Annotated in this window: 16 protein-coding genes; 2 read left to right on the top strand and 14 right to left on the bottom strand. The window is 46.3% G+C overall.

Features of this window, described 5'->3' with window-relative positions; translation table 11 throughout:
- From FW767_RS06130 to FW767_RS06110, 5 genes are all read right to left on the bottom strand, one after another.
- Positions 1-915 (bottom strand): ketopantoate reductase family protein, encoded by a 915-nt coding sequence (locus FW767_RS06130; RefSeq protein WP_121698212.1) that lies wholly within the window; start codon positions 913-915, stop codon positions 1-3.
- Positions 915-1,310 (bottom strand): HIT family protein, encoded by a 396-nt coding sequence (locus FW767_RS06125; protein ID WP_121698213.1) that lies wholly within the window; start codon positions 1,308-1,310, stop codon positions 915-917. Before FW767_RS06125 ends, FW767_RS06130 begins: the two co-directional genes overlap by 1 nt.
- A gap of 12 nt (positions 1,311-1,322) precedes the next feature.
- Complete coding sequence (gene greA / locus FW767_RS06120) at positions 1,323-1,793, bottom strand: transcription elongation factor GreA (RefSeq protein WP_121698214.1); 471 nt, start codon at positions 1,791-1,793, stop codon at positions 1,323-1,325.
- A gap of 141 nt (positions 1,794-1,934) precedes the next feature.
- Positions 1,935-2,861: a glycosyltransferase gene (locus FW767_RS06115; RefSeq protein ID WP_121698215.1), complete on the bottom strand. Its 927-nt coding sequence runs from the start codon at positions 2,859-2,861 to the stop codon at positions 1,935-1,937.
- Positions 2,858-3,883 carry a glycosyltransferase family 2 protein gene (locus FW767_RS06110; RefSeq protein ID WP_205523836.1) on the bottom strand — a complete coding sequence of 342 codons (1,026 nt, stop codon included), beginning with the start codon at positions 3,881-3,883 and terminating at the stop codon, positions 2,858-2,860. The genes FW767_RS06115 and FW767_RS06110 overlap by 4 nt, the downstream gene beginning before the upstream one ends.
- Before the next feature lie 77 nt (positions 3,884-3,960).
- On the opposite strand from FW767_RS06110, the gene FW767_RS06105 reads away from it, so the two are divergent.
- The gene (locus FW767_RS06105; protein WP_121698217.1) at positions 3,961-4,782 is read left to right on the top strand and encodes a glycosyltransferase; all 822 of its coding nucleotides are present in this window, start codon (positions 3,961-3,963) and stop codon (positions 4,780-4,782) included.
- Here the strand turns inward: FW767_RS06105 and FW767_RS06100 are convergent.
- The 8 genes from FW767_RS06100 to FW767_RS06065 form a co-directional block, all read right to left on the bottom strand.
- Entirely contained in the window at positions 4,777-5,868 is a 1,092-nt protein-coding gene (locus FW767_RS06100) for a DUF4369 domain-containing protein (RefSeq protein ID WP_121698218.1), read from the bottom strand. The two genes, FW767_RS06105 and FW767_RS06100, sit on opposite strands and share 6 nt — an antisense overlap.
- Positions 5,869-5,950: 82 nt before the next feature.
- Positions 5,951-7,924 carry a DUF4954 family protein gene (locus FW767_RS06095; protein WP_121698219.1) on the bottom strand — a complete coding sequence of 658 codons (1,974 nt, stop codon included), beginning with the start codon at positions 7,922-7,924 and terminating at the stop codon, positions 5,951-5,953.
- A 30-nt stretch (positions 7,925-7,954) separates the two neighbouring features.
- Positions 7,955-9,193 carry a GTPase HflX gene (hflX, locus tag FW767_RS06090; protein WP_121698220.1) on the bottom strand — a complete coding sequence of 413 codons (1,239 nt, stop codon included), beginning with the start codon at positions 9,191-9,193 and terminating at the stop codon, positions 7,955-7,957.
- Positions 9,190-10,782 (bottom strand): S41 family peptidase, encoded by a 1,593-nt coding sequence (locus tag FW767_RS06085; protein ID WP_205523835.1) that lies wholly within the window; start codon positions 10,780-10,782, stop codon positions 9,190-9,192. The genes hflX and FW767_RS06085 overlap by 4 nt, the downstream gene beginning before the upstream one ends.
- Before the next feature lie 14 nt (positions 10,783-10,796).
- Complete coding sequence (gene coaD, locus FW767_RS06080; protein ID WP_121698222.1) at positions 10,797-11,267, bottom strand: pantetheine-phosphate adenylyltransferase; 471 nt, start codon at positions 11,265-11,267, stop codon at positions 10,797-10,799.
- Complete coding sequence (locus FW767_RS06075) at positions 11,248-13,191, bottom strand: DNA topoisomerase IV subunit B (RefSeq protein ID WP_369863755.1); 1,944 nt, start codon at positions 13,189-13,191, stop codon at positions 11,248-11,250. Before FW767_RS06075 ends, coaD begins: the two co-directional genes overlap by 20 nt.
- 237 nt (positions 13,192-13,428) lie before the next feature.
- Complete coding sequence (locus tag FW767_RS06070) at positions 13,429-14,490, bottom strand: M20 family metallo-hydrolase (RefSeq protein ID WP_121698223.1); 1,062 nt, start codon at positions 14,488-14,490, stop codon at positions 13,429-13,431.
- Positions 14,491-14,527: 37 nt separating this feature from the next.
- Positions 14,528-16,336 carry a ComEC/Rec2 family competence protein gene (locus tag FW767_RS06065; RefSeq protein WP_121698224.1) on the bottom strand — a complete coding sequence of 603 codons (1,809 nt, stop codon included), beginning with the start codon at positions 16,334-16,336 and terminating at the stop codon, positions 14,528-14,530.
- Between the two features lie 211 nt (positions 16,337-16,547).
- On the opposite strand from FW767_RS06065, the gene FW767_RS06060 reads away from it, so the two are divergent.
- Positions 16,548-17,579, top strand: a complete 1,032-nt coding sequence (locus FW767_RS06060; protein WP_205523834.1) for a YeiH family protein — start codon at positions 16,548-16,550, stop codon at positions 17,577-17,579.
- A gap of 5 nt (positions 17,580-17,584) precedes the next feature.
- On the opposite strand, the gene FW767_RS06055 is transcribed toward FW767_RS06060, so the two are convergent.
- The gene (locus FW767_RS06055) at positions 17,585-18,346 is read right to left on the bottom strand and encodes a shikimate dehydrogenase family protein (RefSeq protein WP_121698226.1); all 762 of its coding nucleotides are present in this window, start codon (positions 18,344-18,346) and stop codon (positions 17,585-17,587) included.
- Between the last annotated feature and the right edge of the window lie 28 nt (positions 18,347-18,374).

The following is an 18,374-nucleotide window of genomic DNA, read 5'->3' as shown; positions in this document are numbered from 1 at the left end:
TCAGATATTGCTGGTGAAATGCTCTGCTATGAGGTCATATACCGGTGTCGCAACTCCGGCTGCACGGGCGCGGTCAATTATATCAAATAACTGTCCTTGTATCTCGCTTTCGTGACCCGATTTCAGATCTTTCTGCAATGATGCGGTGCTTTCCGGGTCAAGACTGTCTATGACATCAAGATGATGTTTTACAAGATCGCATCCGAAGTCTATGCCGCATTTATGCCCGAGAGCCTCACTCTCGCGGGAGAGACCGATGAATGTGTTTCGTTCGGGACCATCGTGCTGTATAGGGCCCATAGGTATGTCATAATATGCTCCTGTAAGAGCCATGGCTGATATGAAAGACCATTTTATGAACGTATCGCGGTCTATGTCATCGCTCAACGTTACTTTTATGCCGGCTTCTGTAAGGTCCGTGTTGATTTTGTCAAGTAACACCGGGTCCACATTATGGCCGCGCGGCACTCCGTAAACTATGTGGAATATCTCGCCCATTTGAGTTATTTCGCCTGTCCCGGACTTAAAGCCCACTATGTATATGCACCCGTCGAGTACATTGACGTCCGGTGCTGTGGCGGCTATACGCGCACCTGTTCCGTATACGTTGAGTAGGGGTATGACTATAGTGTCTTTTCCTGAACATTTTGATATGATAGGTCCTATATCATCGATTGAATATCCCTTGACAGTCACGAAAATTACGTCGGCTTTGCCGTTATAGTCTTCAGCGCTGTGAACATCAACCGGTATGATATGTTCGCCTTTCAGTGTAGAGTGAAATTTCATGCCGTCACGGCGCATTGTATCAAGGGCTTTGCCGCGGGCTATGCAACTTACGTCTTTCCCCGCTAAATGAAGGAAGGCGGCAATGCTGCCGCCTACACCTCCGGTTCCTATGACCAAGTATTTCATCAGTTCAGTTCTTTGACTATGCTTTTGGCTATATCTGTCATGTCCTTGGGGTCAAGCGTAAGCTTTGGGCGGCAGAAGTTCATGTCGCCCTCTTTGCTTATGGGCACAAGGTGTATGTGGGCATGTGGTACTTCAAGCCCAATAACGGTAACTCCTATGCGTTCACAGGGAAGAGCCTTTTTCATGGCAAGAGCTATCTTCTTGGCAAACAATTGCAGTGAGAGATAGTCTTCGTCTGAGAGGTCGAACAGATAGCTGACTTCCTTTTTGGGAACTACAAGAACATGGCCCGGAGCTACAGGATTTATGTCAAGAAACGCATAATGTCTGTCATCCTCCGCTATTTTATACGAGGGTATCTCTCCGTTGATAATCTTAGTAAATATCGTGGACATATGTGTCAAGTATTAAAATGATATTTCAACTATTTCAAATTTAGCGATGCCGGCGGGAATCTTTATCTCCACGACGTCACCGAGTTTGTGACCGAGAAGACCTTGCGCTATCGGCGTGCTTGATGCGAGTTTCTTTTCTTTCAGATTAGCTTCGCTGTCAGCCACGATTGTATACTCCATTACCATGCCGTTGGCAACGTTTTTAATCTTGACTTTATTGAGTATCTGTACTTCCTCGGTGTTAAGTTTGCTGTCGTCGATTATGCGGGCATTGGCCACAAGGTCTTTCAGCATCGAAATTTTCATTTCAAGCATGCCTTGAGCCTCTTTGGCTGCGTCATATTCGGCGTTTTCTGACAAGTCGCCTTTGTCACGCGCCTCGGCTATGGCACGCGATATCTCTGGACGCTTAACTGTTTCAAGATAAGCGATTTCATCCATTTTTTTCTTGTACCCTTCACGAGTCATGTAAGTGATGGCCATGATATTTAAGTTTTATGTTATACAAAAAAATTAAAGGAATCTCGACCGATGGGCGAGACCCTTAAATAAAAAATTCCGTGTAATGTTTACAATGCAAAGTTAAGCAATATTTTTATATAAGTCAAGATGGGGTGATATGTTTTAAAGCACTTTCCGCAGCAGTCTGTGTATACCTCGGCCTCCTGCGGCTGTGTATCGGAAAGCGGCAATAAGCAGTAACTTTTTTGCCAGTGATGGTTCTTTGTCAAGGGCTATGTCTAAAAGCCGGTGGGCTTCTGGCGACTTTTCCCTTGCATATAGTCCTGCGAGAACCACACGTTTAAGCCTGATGTATTTAAGCCATATGATATCGTCTGTAGCGGCAATACCGGCCTCGCATCGATCGAGCGATTTTTCCAACTGCTTGTGTCGGGATGAGTAGTCGCAGCCGGTTATGGATTGTATCGACTGTGTGACAGTGACAGTACATTTTCCGTGTAGACGTTTTATTTTCGGATCGAGCATAAGCAGTCTCATGCCAAGTTCGTAGTCGTTCCATACCGGAAGGGAATTGTCCCAACCTCCGGCTTTTCGTATAAGTGATGTTTTTATGGCATATCGTGCAGTGGATAGAACGGAATTGAAGGTATGGCGATATCGCATGTCGTTGTCGGCAAACGGCAGTCTTGTCCTGTGACCGTCAAGACCGATATTACATATGTCCCAGCCGACAATGTCAAGCGACGTGTCGTTTATGAATGCCTGCATGGCACGCATTATATGTCCCGGTTCCATAATGTCGTCGGAGTCAAAAAACATGACATATGGCGCGGTGGCCGCCTCAAGTCCTTTGTTGCGTGCGGCAGCGGCCCCTGATTGTGGTTCGCTCAATACCGACACATTGAAGCCGGCACAACTATGTCGATTGGCCCAATTGGTAAGTACCTCAAGCGAGTTATCGGTAGAGTTGTTGTCAACCGTCAATAACTCGATGGGGCGATAGTCCTGACTGTACACCGAATCAAGCGTAGCGGTCACTATGGCGGCCCGGTTATGGACCGGTATTATGACTGACAGCAGTGGGCTCATGGGTTAAGAAGTTTGAGCGACAGACACCATAACGTATTGTGCGATGACAAAATCCGTTTTATCCATGATTTCAAAGACAGTCTGACATCCATCTGCTTGAAAGTGTCAAGTGTGTTTTTGCGCAATTCATTGTCTCCGCTTCTGAATGCTTGTGCAAAAAGATAGTTAAGTATGCGGTAATGGTAATTGTAAACCACACTTTGCGGTACGTTATACTTACATTGTATATATCGATGCATCTGTATTGAGCCGTAATATTGCCGGTACAGCGCCTTATAGTCGCCGGGATTGGTTACGGACCTGCCGTTTACGGTGTAGCAGCATGTCACGCAGTTTATAAAGGCAATGGACCCGATACGTGAGAGAGCTACAATTATCTGGAAGTCCTCACATGTGAACTCTTTGTTACGGAAGAGATCGGGGTCATTGTCATAGCAGCTCATAAATGCCGATTTACGGTATAGAGCCGTGTTTAGCAGTATGCCGAGTTTACGTTCTTGGGCAAGCAAAGGCATAAACAGTGACATGGGTGGTGCCAGAGACTTCCTGAAAAGAGTGCGTTCTTTACGGGTTGTGGATGGCGGATACATGTCGCCTGATTTTATGTCATAGTACATCCAGTCGGTATGCACAAGTACAACGTCGCTGTTACTCTCAAGGAGTTCTGTCTGTTTCTGCAGTTTATACTCGTCGGTCCAGAAGTCATCGCCCGCACAGTCCGCTATATACTCTCCGCGTGCATCAAGCACACAGTCAAAGTAGTTGTCAACAACGCCTTTGTTGACACTATTGGCTATATACCTTATCTTATCGGGATATTTCCGTGCGTAGTGCCGACATATGTCGGGCGTAGAATCGGTGGAGCAGTCATCGGCCAGAATTATTTCGTATGTGTAGTCGCACTTTTGACCGAGAACAGAATCGAGCGCACGTGCTACAGTCTGTTCCTGATTGTATGTCAATACGATTACCGATACTTTCATTATGGCGGGCATATTAATATATGTGATAAAGTTACTCATAATAGGTATATCATGCAAATACGTGTTTTCGCTTTTCGCCGAATATTTGTACATTTGTCCTATACAACGGTAAACCCATGACTCTTGATGTGATGATAGTCACCATAGGTGCTGACGGCATAAAGCGTGTCGCGGCAATGAATCTTCCAGAGGTGGAAGAGGTGCGCTATATCGTGTCGTGGCAGATGCCGGATGGGATTTCCGCAAAGATTCCCGATGTATTGAAGCGAAGCGATGTCATGGTATGCCGTCATGATGACAAAGGTGTAAGCCGCAACCGCAATTATGCCATGATGAAGTCTACGGCCGATGTGTGTCTTGTAGCTGATGACGATCTTGTCTATGAGCCCGATATGCTAAGGAACGTCATTGCAGTATTTGAGGACGATGACACTCTTGATGTGGCCTTGTTCAGGTATTCGGGTGGCAGTGGCAAGTGGTACCCGTCATATGTGTATGATATCAATAGATTGCAGAAAGGCCATTTTGTCTCGGAGGTGGAGATTGCATTCCGCAGGTCAACGGTTGCCGGAACAGTAAGATTTAACGAACTTCTTGGCACCGGTTCTCCGGTCGTATGCACCGGAGAGGGAGAGATGTTTTTGTTCACGGCGTTAAAGCGCGGACTGCGATGCCGTTTTTTTCCGACAGTGATAGCCGTGCATCAAGGCATAAGTACCGGATTCCGTATAGCCGACCGACCGGGAGTGTTGATGGGGCCGGGAGTTATGATATATATGTATCATAATCGAACATGGCCGTTGCGCATTGTAGTCAATGCTTGGCGTACAGCACGCAGAAGCCGCGGAGGATTTCTGCAGGCGTTGCAAGACATGAAAAACGGCGCACTGTACGCGCGCCGTTTTTTCAATCCCGACGGGACGGAAAAATCTTTATAAATAAGATGCTACGGCAGAATTGAGTTTTGACATATCGGTCACTCGTTCCGCAAGCTCGCCGTTGGCTATGATGTATGTGGTAGGCAGAGTCCTGACATTGTAGCATTGGAGGGTGGAGGCGTTGGCTGTGGGCGGATTGTACACTGTAATCCATGGGAGATTTTTTGCTGACTGCTTCCATTGAAATTCATCATTGTCAAGAGCCACCTGATATATTTCCAGTCCATTGTCGCGGTATTTGCTGTAGGCGTCAGCCAAAGCCACGTTATAGGGTGTAGAACCGTCGGCCTGATATATGGTGAAACTTAGTATGACCACTTTATTGTCATTTACAGCCTCGGAAAGTTTATGGGATATGCCTTTGTGGTCCATCAGGTCAATGTCGAAATATTTTATCTCCGTGGCTTGTATGGTATCACCTGAAGTGTTTTTTGTGCTAAGCGGACGGTTGGCAAGGAATATAGCTCGCAGATACTTGGTGCGCGGGTCATTGGGCCTGAACTGCGTATAAGCGTTGGCTACAGCTCCTATGATGCGGTTGTCGGATCGGTTGACCGGATTGAAAAGGCGGTTGCCGTTAACCTGTTTGTTGATTATGTAGTATGAAACAATCCCTGCGGGATCGCCAATAATCATGCCCCCGAGTTCGCGTTTCAGCAACGAGTCGCCGGCTACTGCATCTACTCCTTTTTCGTTGGCTATCTGTCGTATTCGGCGATCAACGGCCATAAGCATGTCGGCTGCTGTTGAACCGCTGATGTCATAAGTGCCGTCAACATCATCGGCATTAAAGTTGACAGTGACCGTTTCGGTACTGTCGATAGGGAAGTATACGCTTTTACCGTCAACTGTTATGCGGTATATGTCGGGGTAAAGAGCTTTATCGCGGCTGTATTGGAAGTTGCCTTCAGAGTCCGTCTTCACGGAGTCAAGAGTAAACCAGCGTCCGTTGTCTGATGCCTGAACAAGTAAAGTCGTTTCGGGAGCGTTTTCTGCACAGCCTTTTACGCTCCAGTTATCATTGCTTTTACATGCTGTAAACAGGCATGCTGCAACCAAGACGGTAAATAGAATATTATTTTTCATATACAATTCAAACGATTAATTGAGGGAACAAATTTACAATAAAATAACGATACACACACTCAGGCATGTTGAAAAATACCATTTATATGTGTTGTGGCTCTTTCAGACGGCATATCACGGCATATGCTTCTTGTATAAGACTGGCGTAGTGGTTGTGTACGGCTATCATCTGGTCGTTTTTCTCCGGCAAGCCGCGCACTTCGTTGAAATCGACCTGTCGGCTCTGGGGATCAAGATCAATGCCAAAACTGACCATGCTGTTTTCATTGAAGTCTTTATGGGCATCGGTATTGCGTTCGCGGTCAAATGAATCTACCGATTCTGTCCACCGGTGCAGTATTGATATTGCCGCACCTTTTGTGAGCGAATCCAGCGTTATGCCGTAGCACGATTTAAAGTTATCGGCGACATACTCCCATTTATAATCAGAATACTTGTTGTGGATGGCCTGTAAGGATTTTGCCAATTCTTCGGGTGATGATATGCTGCCTTTAGCTACGGATGAACATAATTCGTTTATCACTGTGGCCGGGGCTATGAGTCCTGCCGCGTCTACCCACCGTCCCACGCCTTCATTGCTTTCGGGTATAAGTAGGTAGCCAAGGGAGTCAGGACAATCGGTGACATTAATCTGTGCCAGCTTTTTCATGACCTCTTCACCCATGAAAAAGTCTACTCCGAGAGCGTATAGCTCACGTCCGTGTCTTATCGACTTATGCTCTATGACAAAATTGTGGGCCGACGGATAATCAGGATCTGTCTCGCAAAGATTAAGGAAGTGGATGCCTTGATACATTTTGCGTGTGGTGAGCGGAGTGAGAGGGTCATAATTTATTATGTCAAGACGAGGCAGGTCATTGCTGCGGTGATCGCGTTTTTTCCACTTCAGTATATCGCGGATAGTACCGAATTTCTTTAGATTGGCTCCCGGTAATACAACAGTCTTGCCATTTTTTTCGACAACATATGAATAAGGCAGCTCCGATGTGTCGGGATGCTTGTAGTGCTTTCCGGTTAGGAGCGAAAACGACCCTATTCTTGCCGGCCACATTATATAAGAGCCGCTGCCGGTCTTGCATCCGCGCTCCATTATGCCTTGATGGACGGGACCTATACGATAGAGATGATTGCTTTGGTTCGTTCCTGAACCGGCATTGAAGAATGAGAACATGCCTCCTATGAGCAGGGTGGAGCGATGCATTGATACCGTATGCGGACCGGCAAAAACCGATACTGCTTCTCCGGCTTCCATTATACAGTTGGCAAAGAAGAGCGAATTATTGGCTAAAAAGCCGTTGGTAAGTTCTGCTTTCTGGCCTACAAATACGTTTTTGACTATAGCGCCTTTGTCGACACATGCTTCTGATGCAAATACAAAATGCTCGGCAACAACGTTAGGGCCTACAAATGCGCGTTTGCCAACTGTGCCGTCCCAAAGGAGCGAGCAGCTGTTGGTGTATGATTCGTCATCAAACACGACATCGGTAGCTGAGCCGAGATTGGTTATTTTGGCCATCTTGCCAATCTTGCCGACAGCCGATTTTTTCTTCGCGGCATAGTCTCGTATCATCTTGTCCATACTTGTTATGAACTCCTTGTCATGGCGATAAAATGTCATGAGATATGCCATCTGTGCGGTGAGTTCCTCAAATATGAGCACGCTTCGGCCTCCTTGTTCGTTCAGTACGTTGACCTCTGTTCCGTTGCCGAACGCGCGTGAGCCTGTACATATAATGGAGCCGATATTGGTTATGTAGGCTCCGTCAAGGATGTCATAGTTTATAATGCGTTCCCACACTTTGGCTATGTGTACGTTGTCGCCGACGGTACAGTTGTGAAGCGATGCGTCAAATATGCCCGACTGCACGATTATACCGGCTGTACCTATCACGGTCTCGTCGGTCAGGCCGAGACGTATTTCTCCGGAAAAATTAACCCGCACGTAATTGCAGCAGTCAAAGCCGTCTTTTACTTTTATGTCATTCCAGTCAGTCGAGTTACACCCGTTTTGTTTCATGACCGAAATCTCATTTGGTGTCAGTGCTCTGTAGGTCATAATGATTGGCCGTTATTGTTTTTTATGGGATTATTCGGTTATATCAGGATTGTCATCGTCATCATACTTTTGAAAAAGGAAGTCATTGTAGGGGAAGCGTGTAAGGTGCACTTCTTTGGCTTTTTCATAAAGTTTTTCTTTTAGTTCGTCGATGTTGATCTGCTTTTTGGCTGATATGAACACACAGTTGTCGTGCATTTTGGCCATCCAAGTAGTTTTCAGTTCGTCAAGCGATACATTTTCACGTGTCGACGGTGTGAGGTCGTCGTCGTCCTTGGGCTTGTATGTGAACGCGTCGATCTTGTTGAATACCATGATCATCTTTTTGTCATTGTCTTTGCCGCATATTTCGGCCAATGTATTGTTGACGATTTCAATTTGTTCTTCAAATTGCGGGTGGCTTATATCGACCACATGCACAAGTATGTCGGCATCCCTTACTTCGTCAAGTGTAGACTTGAACGAGTTGACCAGATGTGTAGGTAATTTGCGTATGAATCCTACGGTATCGGTAAGCAGAAACGGCAGATTGTCGATGATGACTTTGCGTACGGTGGTGTCGAGCGTGGCAAAAAGCTTGTTTTCGGCAAATACCTCGCTTTTGCTTAACAGGTTCATCAGGGTTGACTTTCCGACATTGGTATAGCCTACAAGTGCCACTCTGGTAAGTTTGCCTCGATTCTTACGCTGTATTGATTTTTGCTTGTCGATACTTTCGAGTTCGGCTTTCAGTCTTGATATCTTGTCGAGGATTATGCGCCGGTCGGTCTCTATCTGGGTTTCGCCGGGGCCACGCATGCCGATGCCTCCGCGCTGGCGTTCGAGGTGGGTCCACATGCGGGTCAGCCGCGGGAGCAGATACTGATATTGGGCCAGCTCGACTTGAGTCTTTGCATTGGCGGTCTGCGCCCTTTTTGCAAATATGTCAAGAATGAGACTTGTGCGGTCAAGTATTTTTACCTGTAACTCACGTTCGAGATTGGCGACCTGTTTTGTTGACAGGTCATCGTCAAATATTACCAGACCTATGTCGTTGTTCTCGACATATTCTTTTATTTCGTCGAGTTTGCCTTTACCTACGAATGTGCGCGGGTTGGGATAGTCCACACGCTGCAAGAACCTCTTTTCGGTTACGGCTCCCGCAGTATCGGCAAGAAACGCAAGCTCGTCAAGATATTCGTTGGCTTTGGCCTCGTTTTGCTGCGGTGTTATAAGACCGACAAGTACGGTCTTTTCCGAAGTTTCTTTACTTATTATATTTTCTTTCATCGGTCAAGCAGTTTATTGTACTCCTTAATGTCATTTATCAGCTTCAGACCTTCGGTATAAGTAGGGTTGAGGCCGTTGGCTATTTTGTAGTACGCCCCGTCTTCATACAAATCTCGGGCGAGAAGTGCTTTCAGTACTGTGCGCAGGTAACTTTCGCTTTGGCGGAACTGGCTTTCATCATATTTTGTGCCGTCTTTCTCCGCTTTTTCAATAAGCCCTTGCATAAACTCGTCGCCGGGTTCGAAATTACGGGCAAAAGCATCTTCGTCGGGATATGCTTTTTTCAGACTTTCACGGTGTTGGTCAACATAGCCCAATACATATTGATAAAGAGTGCCTTTGGCAAGCAGGTCACGGTAGTATGTTGTGTACCAAGCGGTATCCAACGGTATGAAACGGTCGGGCATGATACCTCCGCCGCCATATACGGTGCGCCCTGCATGGAGCGTCTTGTACTGAAGTGAGTCCGGGAAATGTATGGAATCTGAGTGCATGAACTCTCCTGCATCGAAGCGGTGTTTCATGTCATCGATGTAGTCGTCGAGGTCGCCCTTTACATAAGGCTTCTGTATGCAGCGTCCTGACGGAGTGAAATATTTTGATACTGTAAGCCGTATCATCGAACCGTCGGGAAACGGGAACGGCCGTTGTACAAGTCCTTTGCCAAATGTGCGTCGCCCTACTATGACTCCGCGGTCGTGGTCCTGAATGGCTCCGGCAAGTATCTCGCTGGCCGATGCCGAGAATTGGTTGACCAATACTACTACCCGTCCGTCGCGGAAGTCTCCGTCCTTGTCGGCGACAAATGTATAGCCCGGTGCCCTCGGCGAGTCGGTGTATACTATGAGGTCGCCTTTTTTGAGGAAATGTCCGGCAAGTTCCTGCGCAGCGTTGAGATATCCGCCTCCGTTGTCCTGAAGGTCGATTATAAGCTGTTTCATGCCTTGCTTGCGCAATTTGGTCATGGCCTCGGTAAATTCCTGCGGTGTCTGTTCGGCGAAACGGCTTATGCGTATGTAGCCCGTAGTCGGATCGGCCATGTATGCGGCGTCGACACTGTAGATAGGTATATCGTCGCGTGTTATGTTGAATTCAATAAGTTCCGGCACGCCGTGACGTTTTATCTTCACGTTTACGACAGAGCCTTTGGGACCGCGCAGACGCTTCATGACATCGGTGTTTTTCATTTTTACACCGGCTATGACTGTGTCGTTGACCATTATTATGCGGTCGCCGGGAAGTAGCCCGACCTTTTCCGAAGGGCCTCCTGCTACGGTCTGTATTACATATAAAGTGTCGGTGCCCATGTTGAACTGTATGCCTACGCCGCTGAAGTTGCCGTTAAGCGGCTCGTTAAGTTCTCGTGTCTCTTCCGGAGTAGAGTAGGCCGAATGCGGATCAAGGGTTTTGAGCATAGCTCTGATGGCTTCGTCCACTATCGTGTCGCGGTCTACGGAGTCGACATAAAATTTAGATATTATACCTTCGGCATATTGAAGTTTTCGTTCGGGCGTGAGCACGAAATTTTGTGACACGGCAGCCGATGCCGAGATAATTATGGATAGTATGATAAATGTTAAAGCTCTCATAAGCAGTTGTTTAATTAAATATTTTCAGCATTAGGCACAAACTGACTTATGTCATAGCCGTATCTGTCAAGGTCGCGCACCATTGTGGAGCTTATGTACTGCAGTTCAGGCAGGGTGTATAGAAGAACCGTTTCTATACCCGATATCTTGCGGTTGGCGTAAGCAAGATTACGTTCATATTCATAATCCGCCACCGTGCGTACTCCGCGCAGTATGAACCGCGCACCGTATTCTTTGGCTATGTCTACCGTAAGGCCGTCGTAGCTTGTAACTTCCACCCGCGGCTCATCGGCCATGACGGCGCGTATGTGGTTTACTCGCACGTCAGTCGGTTTGTAGCAGCGTTTGGCATCGTTTATACCCACGGCTATTATGATTTTGTCAAACAATTCCAGACCACGTTCGACAATGGACTTATGTCCTATTGTGAACGGGTCAAATGTGCCCGGATATATGGCTATATGTTCAGGATATTTCGGAGTCATCTTCAATTACGAGATTGTCAATAATAAAGTTTTGACGCTCGGGTGTGTTTTTGCCCATGTAAAACTCGAGCAATTCACTCACGGCATCTTCTTTTCGCAGTGACACTCGGTCAAGCCTCATGTCGGGACCGATAAAACCGCGGAATTCTTCGGGATCTATTTCGCCAAGACCTTTGAAACGGGTTATCTCGGCGTTTGTCCCGAATTTCTTGATTGCAGTTATACGCTCCTCGTCATTATAACAATAATATACGTCATCGGTTGTTATGCCTGTATTCTTTTTCTTCGCGGCTGAGCGACGTGTAGTGGCTTTGTTTCTGACACGGAACAGAGGAGTCTGAAGTACATACACATGTCCTTTTTTCACAAGATCAGGGAAAAACTGTAGGAAGTAAGTCAGCAGCAGAAGTCGTATGTGCATGCCGTCGACATCGGCATCGGTGGCTATGACCACGTTGTTGTACCGCAAGTCGTCGATGCTGTCCTCGATGTTTAGGGCCGCGCGCAACAGTGCGAATTCGTCGTTTTTATATACGTCTACGAGCGGCATGCCATATGTGTTCAGCGGCTTTCCCCGCAGTGAGAATACCGCCTGTGTGTCGACATTGCGTATCTTTGTTATGGAACCTGCCGCGGAGTCACCCTCGGTGATGAATATTGTCGAGGCGTTTTTCTTGTCTTCATCGCCTTTGACATCATTAAGATGGGTACGGCAGTCAAGTAGTTTCTTGTTGTGTATGGCTGCCTTTTTGGCTTTTTCTCTTACAGCTTTGGTAACGCCGGCCATGGCTTTGCGTTCTTTTTCATTTTCCTGAACTTTCTTCAGTAGTATGTCGGCTGTCGTGAGGTCGATATGCAGGTAGTTGTCAAGTTCTTTTTTGATAAAATCGCCGATGAATTTTGCTACTGTTGGCCCTTCAGGGCCCATGTCGCGTGATCCGAGTTTGGTCTTGGTCTGTGACTCGAATACCGGTTCTTCGACTTTAATGGATATGGCGGCAACCATGCCTCCGCGTATGTCGGAGTATTCGAAATTCTTTCCGTAGTACTCCTTGATAGTGCGTGACACCGACTCGCGAAAAGCGGTGAGGTGTGTGCCGCCTTGGGTGGTGTGCTGGCCGTTGACAAAAGAGTAATATTCCTCGCCAAACTGTTTGGTGTGGGTGATTACCGCTTCAATATCGTCACCTTTCAGGTGTATTATGGGGTATAACGGCTCATTGGTCAGGTTTTCTTTCAGAAGATCAAGTAAGCCGTTGCGCGAAAAGTAGCGTTTGCCGTTGAAGTATATCGACAGGCCAGTATTAAGGAATGTGTAGTTTTTTACGAGCTGGACTATATATTCTTCATGGTAACTATAGTCGCGGAATATAGAGTTGTCGGGAACGAACCGCACTGCTGTGCCGTTGGCTTCGTCACATTCTGTCACACCGCTGTCGTAAGTCATTTCGCCACGAGTATACTCTATAATACGGCATTGTCCGTCGCGCACACTCTTGATGTAGAAGTATGTCGACAATGCATTGACGGCTTTTATGCCGACACCGTTGAGTCCTACCGACTTCTTGAATGCTTTTGAATCATATTTTGCACCGGTATTCATTTTTGAAGATACGTCGACAACTTTGTCCAAAGGTATGCCGCGTCCGAAGTCGCGTACGTTTACCTCCGTATCTGTCACTTGAATATTAATCTGCTTTCCGAAGCCCATCATATACTCGTCAATGGAGTTGTCAAGCACTTCTTTGAGCAATACATACACGCCGTCGTCGTTTTGTGAGCCGTCGCCGAGTTTGCCGATATACATACCCGGGCGCAGACGTATATGTTCTTTCCAGTCAAGGGTTTTTATGTCGTCGCCGGAATAGTTGGACGGCATATCGGGCTGTTCCTGTTCCGGCGTGATAATTGGTTCGTCAGTCATGTGATTTTGGCCGATTTATCTATATGTTAACTTGCAAATGTACGAAAAAATGCTGAATAAATGTTCCGGCTGTCTTAAAAACTTATATATGTAGCCAAATGAGAGCATCCTGTAGAGTCAATAAGCAAGTGTAAAATTAGCGAAGCGTTTTGTGGTGGATTATGGATATACATAAATGCCTCTTCACTGGTGCGTGAATCTGTTTTACATAAACAGGTCGTGGTCCTGCTCCGGATTTTAGCTAAGTTTGAGGCCGTCAAGGGCTTTTATATAGAGGGCCAGAGCCTGACGAATTTCGTCGATTGCTATGAATTCATCGGCAGTATGGGAACGGGCCGAGTCTCCGGGGCCGATTTTAAATGAGGGCCAAGGCATCAGCGCCTGATCACTTAGTGTGGGTGATCCGTAGGGTATGCCTCCGGCCATTGCGAACCGTTGTACGAGTGCATGCGATGTGTCAATGCCCGAAGGGTTCAGTCGAGTGGACCGAGGAGTCAGTGTGCATCCCGGTACGGCCTGCTTTATAAGAGCGAGGGTCTCTTCGTTGGTATAGCAATCGGTTGATCTTACGTCGACAACGATACGGCATGAGTCAGGTACGACATTGTGTTGTGTGCCGGCTTCTATCTGTGTTACACTTATTTTGACAGGGCCAAGTAGAGGTGATATACGGGGAAGTTGCAGGGTGCGCAGAGTATCTATTACAGGCAGGGCATTGTAAATGGCGTTGATGCCTTCGTTGCGGGCGGCGTGGCCAGATACTCCGGTGACTATACCGTCAAGTACCATGAGGCCTTTTTCGGCGACGGCAGGATTCATGCCGGTAGGTTCGCCTACCAAGGCGAGGGCGACGGGGGGCAGCATAGGTATGATTGATTCAAGACCGTTGCATCCGCTGACTTCTTCTTCAGCAGATACTGCAAGTATTAAATTGTAGTCGCGCTGCCGAGTGTTCATATATATGAATGCGGCGATGAGCGATACGAGCGATGCTCCGGCATCATTGCTCCCGAGCCCGTATAAGCGTCCGTCCTTTTCTGTCGGGACAAACGGATTTTGAGTCCATCCGGCGACTGGTTTAACCGTATCTATATGGGAATTAAGCAACAGGGTGGGGTATGAGTCATCGTATCCTTCGGCTATGGCCCACAAATTGTTGCCGTGCCGCCTTACGTTCACACCTTTGGATTTTAGATATGCTTCAACTTTGTCTGAGGCCGCTCTCTCGTCACGGCTTACCGAGGGTGTCGCTATAAGTTCGCGCAACAGATCGACGGCTTGATAAAATAATTCATCCATGGGGCAAATTTAGTGAAAAACGCTTATATCGCTGCCTTTATTTTGCGTTTTTATATTTTTTGAGCGACCTATGGGGTATATTATGTATGCGCAGACTGTCAAGGTATCTGTCATGGCGTCTGGGGTGCAGATCATTGCTCAGTAATATGGTATCGGGTGATATAATGCGTGCGATGTCGAGTATGTCGCCCTTGAAACCGCGGCATACAATAGCATAATCGACAAAACCGGTGGATGTAAAAGAGTCGGTCGAGATAAAATGATAGGTGACGTCATTATAGCAAAGTACGTTGCCGATACGTTTCATACTCCCTGTTATAAGTGTATCCGGTGCAATGCGTAGTGAATCTGCGTCTCGGCTTGAAAGATAGTCACTGAAGCGCCGTTGATGGGCAAAAATGACTGAACTTGTATTTTGTGGAGCGGCGGTGGTTATAAGTACGGCTTCTTTCCCATAACGGTACATGGCTGACGTCTCGTAAGTGGCGCGAGTGATAAAAAATTCTTCTTCAGGATATCGCGGCGCGGTAGCCAGAAGTGTCACCGCAGTCATGATAATGAATGCCGATGAGAGAAAATACCATATGCGCTGTCGGTAAAATATAGATAATGCGAGAGTGGTCAGTGTGGCGAAGTAGGGTATTATGGTCCATCCGGAGAAATGGATGTTTTTTATTGTAGCTCCCGGTAGATTCGCTATTGAATGTGTTATGCCGTCGATTATTGAATAAAGGCAATCTACGGCTTGGCATACGATATGGCAGTCAATGCCGGTAGCTTCGGCAAATAGGATTATTATACCGCCCGAAAGAATAAACGGTAGAAGTATTATGATAGGAATGTTGGCAAGTATAAAATAGCATGGAAATGTATGAAAATGATATGCCGATATCATAGCTGTGCCCAATGTAGCGGCAACAGTTACGGTAAAGAGTGATATTATATAATATAGTAGACGGTTTTTAATCTTGATACGATATACAGGCACCGAAAATATCAATATAGAAGCTACGGCTGAAAACGATAGCTGAAAGCCCGGTTTAAACAGGGCGAGTGGGTCGAAAAACAGTATGACAATAACAGCCAGCAAAAGAGCATTGAAGCTTGAATACCTGCGTCTGAGCATGAAGCCTATGCCTATTGTCGAAGCCATAATGACCGACCGAGTCACGGAAGGTGACAGTCCGGTCATTACTGCATAACCGCACAATGCTATTATGATTATGGCTGTTGAAATATGGCGGTTGCCGGCCATTCGCAGGGGAAACATAACTATTGACAGTATTATGGCTATTACACCTACATGCAGGCCGCTTAAAGCAAGTACATGAGCCACTCCCGATGATGAAAAACGAGTACGTGTAGCCTCGGGCAATATGGAACTGTCGCCGGTTAGAATAGCGATGAGAAATTCACAGGAAGAAGCGTTGAGGTCACTGCGTTTAAGTATATCGCCTATTATCGGTCGAAGACGTCTTATCTGCCAGTATAGGGAGGTATTTCTTCCTGTGATGTTAAGATTGTCGGGACGTACGAAAGCAGTATATTCTATGCCGTTCCGCCGTAATGTAGCCGCATAATCGTTTTCGTACAGATCAGGAGGTTTCGGTTGATTCAGTGTGGACATAAAACTTATGGAGTCTCCGGGGGAGACTTGTGTGCTTACGGTCGGATACGTTAGCAGGATTGTAGCGTGTTTTCCTCCCGGTAATGACGCTTTTACGGTAAGATGTTGGCCGCTGTCATTTGTCTTGTTTTGTTCCACTATGCCGTGGTAAATCTCTTTTTCAACGATAGCCGGCGGCGGAGTGTAAAGAACGGCTGCTATTATAATTACCGTAACCATAATGGCGGCCGCGGGAAGTAGTGGAACATATGAAAACGGAGGCTTCACAGGCGATTTGTATCGGTTTTAATCGTTTAAATTAAGGTTATTGACAAATATAATACTAATTTTAAAAGATAAGGATAAATTGAGGTTAAAAATTATCTGTGAATAAAATATTAGATTTAATTTTGCGCTCGTAAAATAGTTATTATAAAATTCAAGGTAATTTATGTTAAGTCGTAAACGTAGCAGCATGTTGCACGGAATATTGTTGATCGGCCTGTTTTCATGTGCCGCATTTTACATAGGTGACGCGCAATTTTTCAGAGAGATTTCGTTTAGTCCGATGATAATCGGTATAATTTTAGGTATGCTGTATGCCAATAGCCTTCGCAATCATCTACCGGAGACATGGGTGCCGGGTATACAGTTTTGTTCGAAGAAGATACTTCGTCTCGGTATAATATTGTATGGATTCAGGCTTACATTTCAGGATGTGCTTAATGTAGGTACCGCCGGTATATTGGTTGATGTCATAATTGTTGTTGTGACTATAATAGGTGGTGTTTTTGTAGGCCGATTGCTGAAGATGGACAAGGACATAGCTTTATTGACCTCTATAGGAAGTGGAATATGCGGTGCCGCCGCTGTGCTCGGTGCGGAGTCGACTATACAGACCAAGCCTTACAAAACAGCAGTGGCAGTGGCTACAGTAGTTATATTCGGTACTATATCCATGTTTATCTATCCTATAGCCTATAGGGCTGGTATACTTCAGCTTAGTCCTGATGAAATGGGTATATTTGCAGGATCTACCCTGCATGAAGTAGCACACACGGTAGGTGCTGGAAACGCTATGGGCACCGAGATATCCAATGTCGCGATAATAGTGAAGATGATCCGCGTCATGCTTCTTGTACCGGTTCTGCTTGTTCTCGGATATTGGGTTGCTATGAGAGCAAAGAAAGGCGACGGTTCCGCTCAGAAAGGAAAGGTCGATATACCATGGTTTGCTATCGGATTTCTTGTTGTAATCGGGTTTAACTCGTTTAATCTGCTGCCGCAGCCTGTAGTTGACTGTATAAATTACATAGACACATTTCTGTTGACTATGGCCATGGTTGCCTTAGGTGCGGAAACGAGCATTGATAAATTCAAGAAAGCCGGACCCAAACCGTTCGTTTTGGCATTCATCCTGTATGTCTGGCTACTTGGAGGAGGTTATCTGCTGTCAAAATATTTGGCTCCTATGTGCCTGTAGTGGACCTATTCGTTCCAGATATTCCAAGAAATGAATGCTTGGAGTAGAAGCATCTCCAACCCGTTCTTGACTTCGGCTCCATGTTCCGATGCCCGCTTCATGAACAGAGTCACGTCTGGGTTGTATATAAGGTCGTAACACAGGTGTTCGTTAGTCAGAAGACCGTAAGGAATGTCGGGGCATGTATCTATTTTAGGATACATGCCAAGCGGGGTTGTATTGACTATAATCTTATGGGTATCCATTATATGCGAGTCAAGGTCGTCATATCCGAGTTCATTTTTCTTCGGGTCTGGAGTCCTTGATACATATATCGGTTCAATACCGAGATTTATGAGGCCCTGTCGCACGGCTTTGGCCGCCCCTCCAGTACCTAATATCAGTGCTTTGTTTCGGGCCGGTGTTATCAGCGGCTTCAATGAATCGGAAAATCCGATCATATCGGAGTTATAGCCTTTAAACTTCAGGCTGTTTTTCTTACGGATGAATTTTATGACGTTAACGGCTCCTATTTTTGCCGCATCTTCGTCTATTTCGTCAAGATACGGCAGCACCTGTTCTTTGTAGGGGATGGTCACATTAAGTCCGCTCAGAGCCGGATACTGGGCCACCACCTCCATCAGGTCGCCTATGTCAGGTAACTCGAAATTGAGATAACGTGCGTCGATATGCTCTGCTTCAAACTTCTGATTGAAGTAAATTTTGGAAAACGAATGGGTCAACGGAAACCCGATCAATCCGAATATGCGTTCGCCTTTTCCTGCCATAATCAATTTTGATATTTTTCGCAAAAAT

The organism is Heminiphilus faecis (assembly GCF_008728965.1).
Lineage (GTDB): Bacteria > Bacteroidota > Bacteroidia > Bacteroidales > Muribaculaceae > Muribaculum > Muribaculum faecis.
Note: the sequence above shows the minus strand (reverse complement) of the source record. Positions and strands in the feature narration are given on the sequence as shown.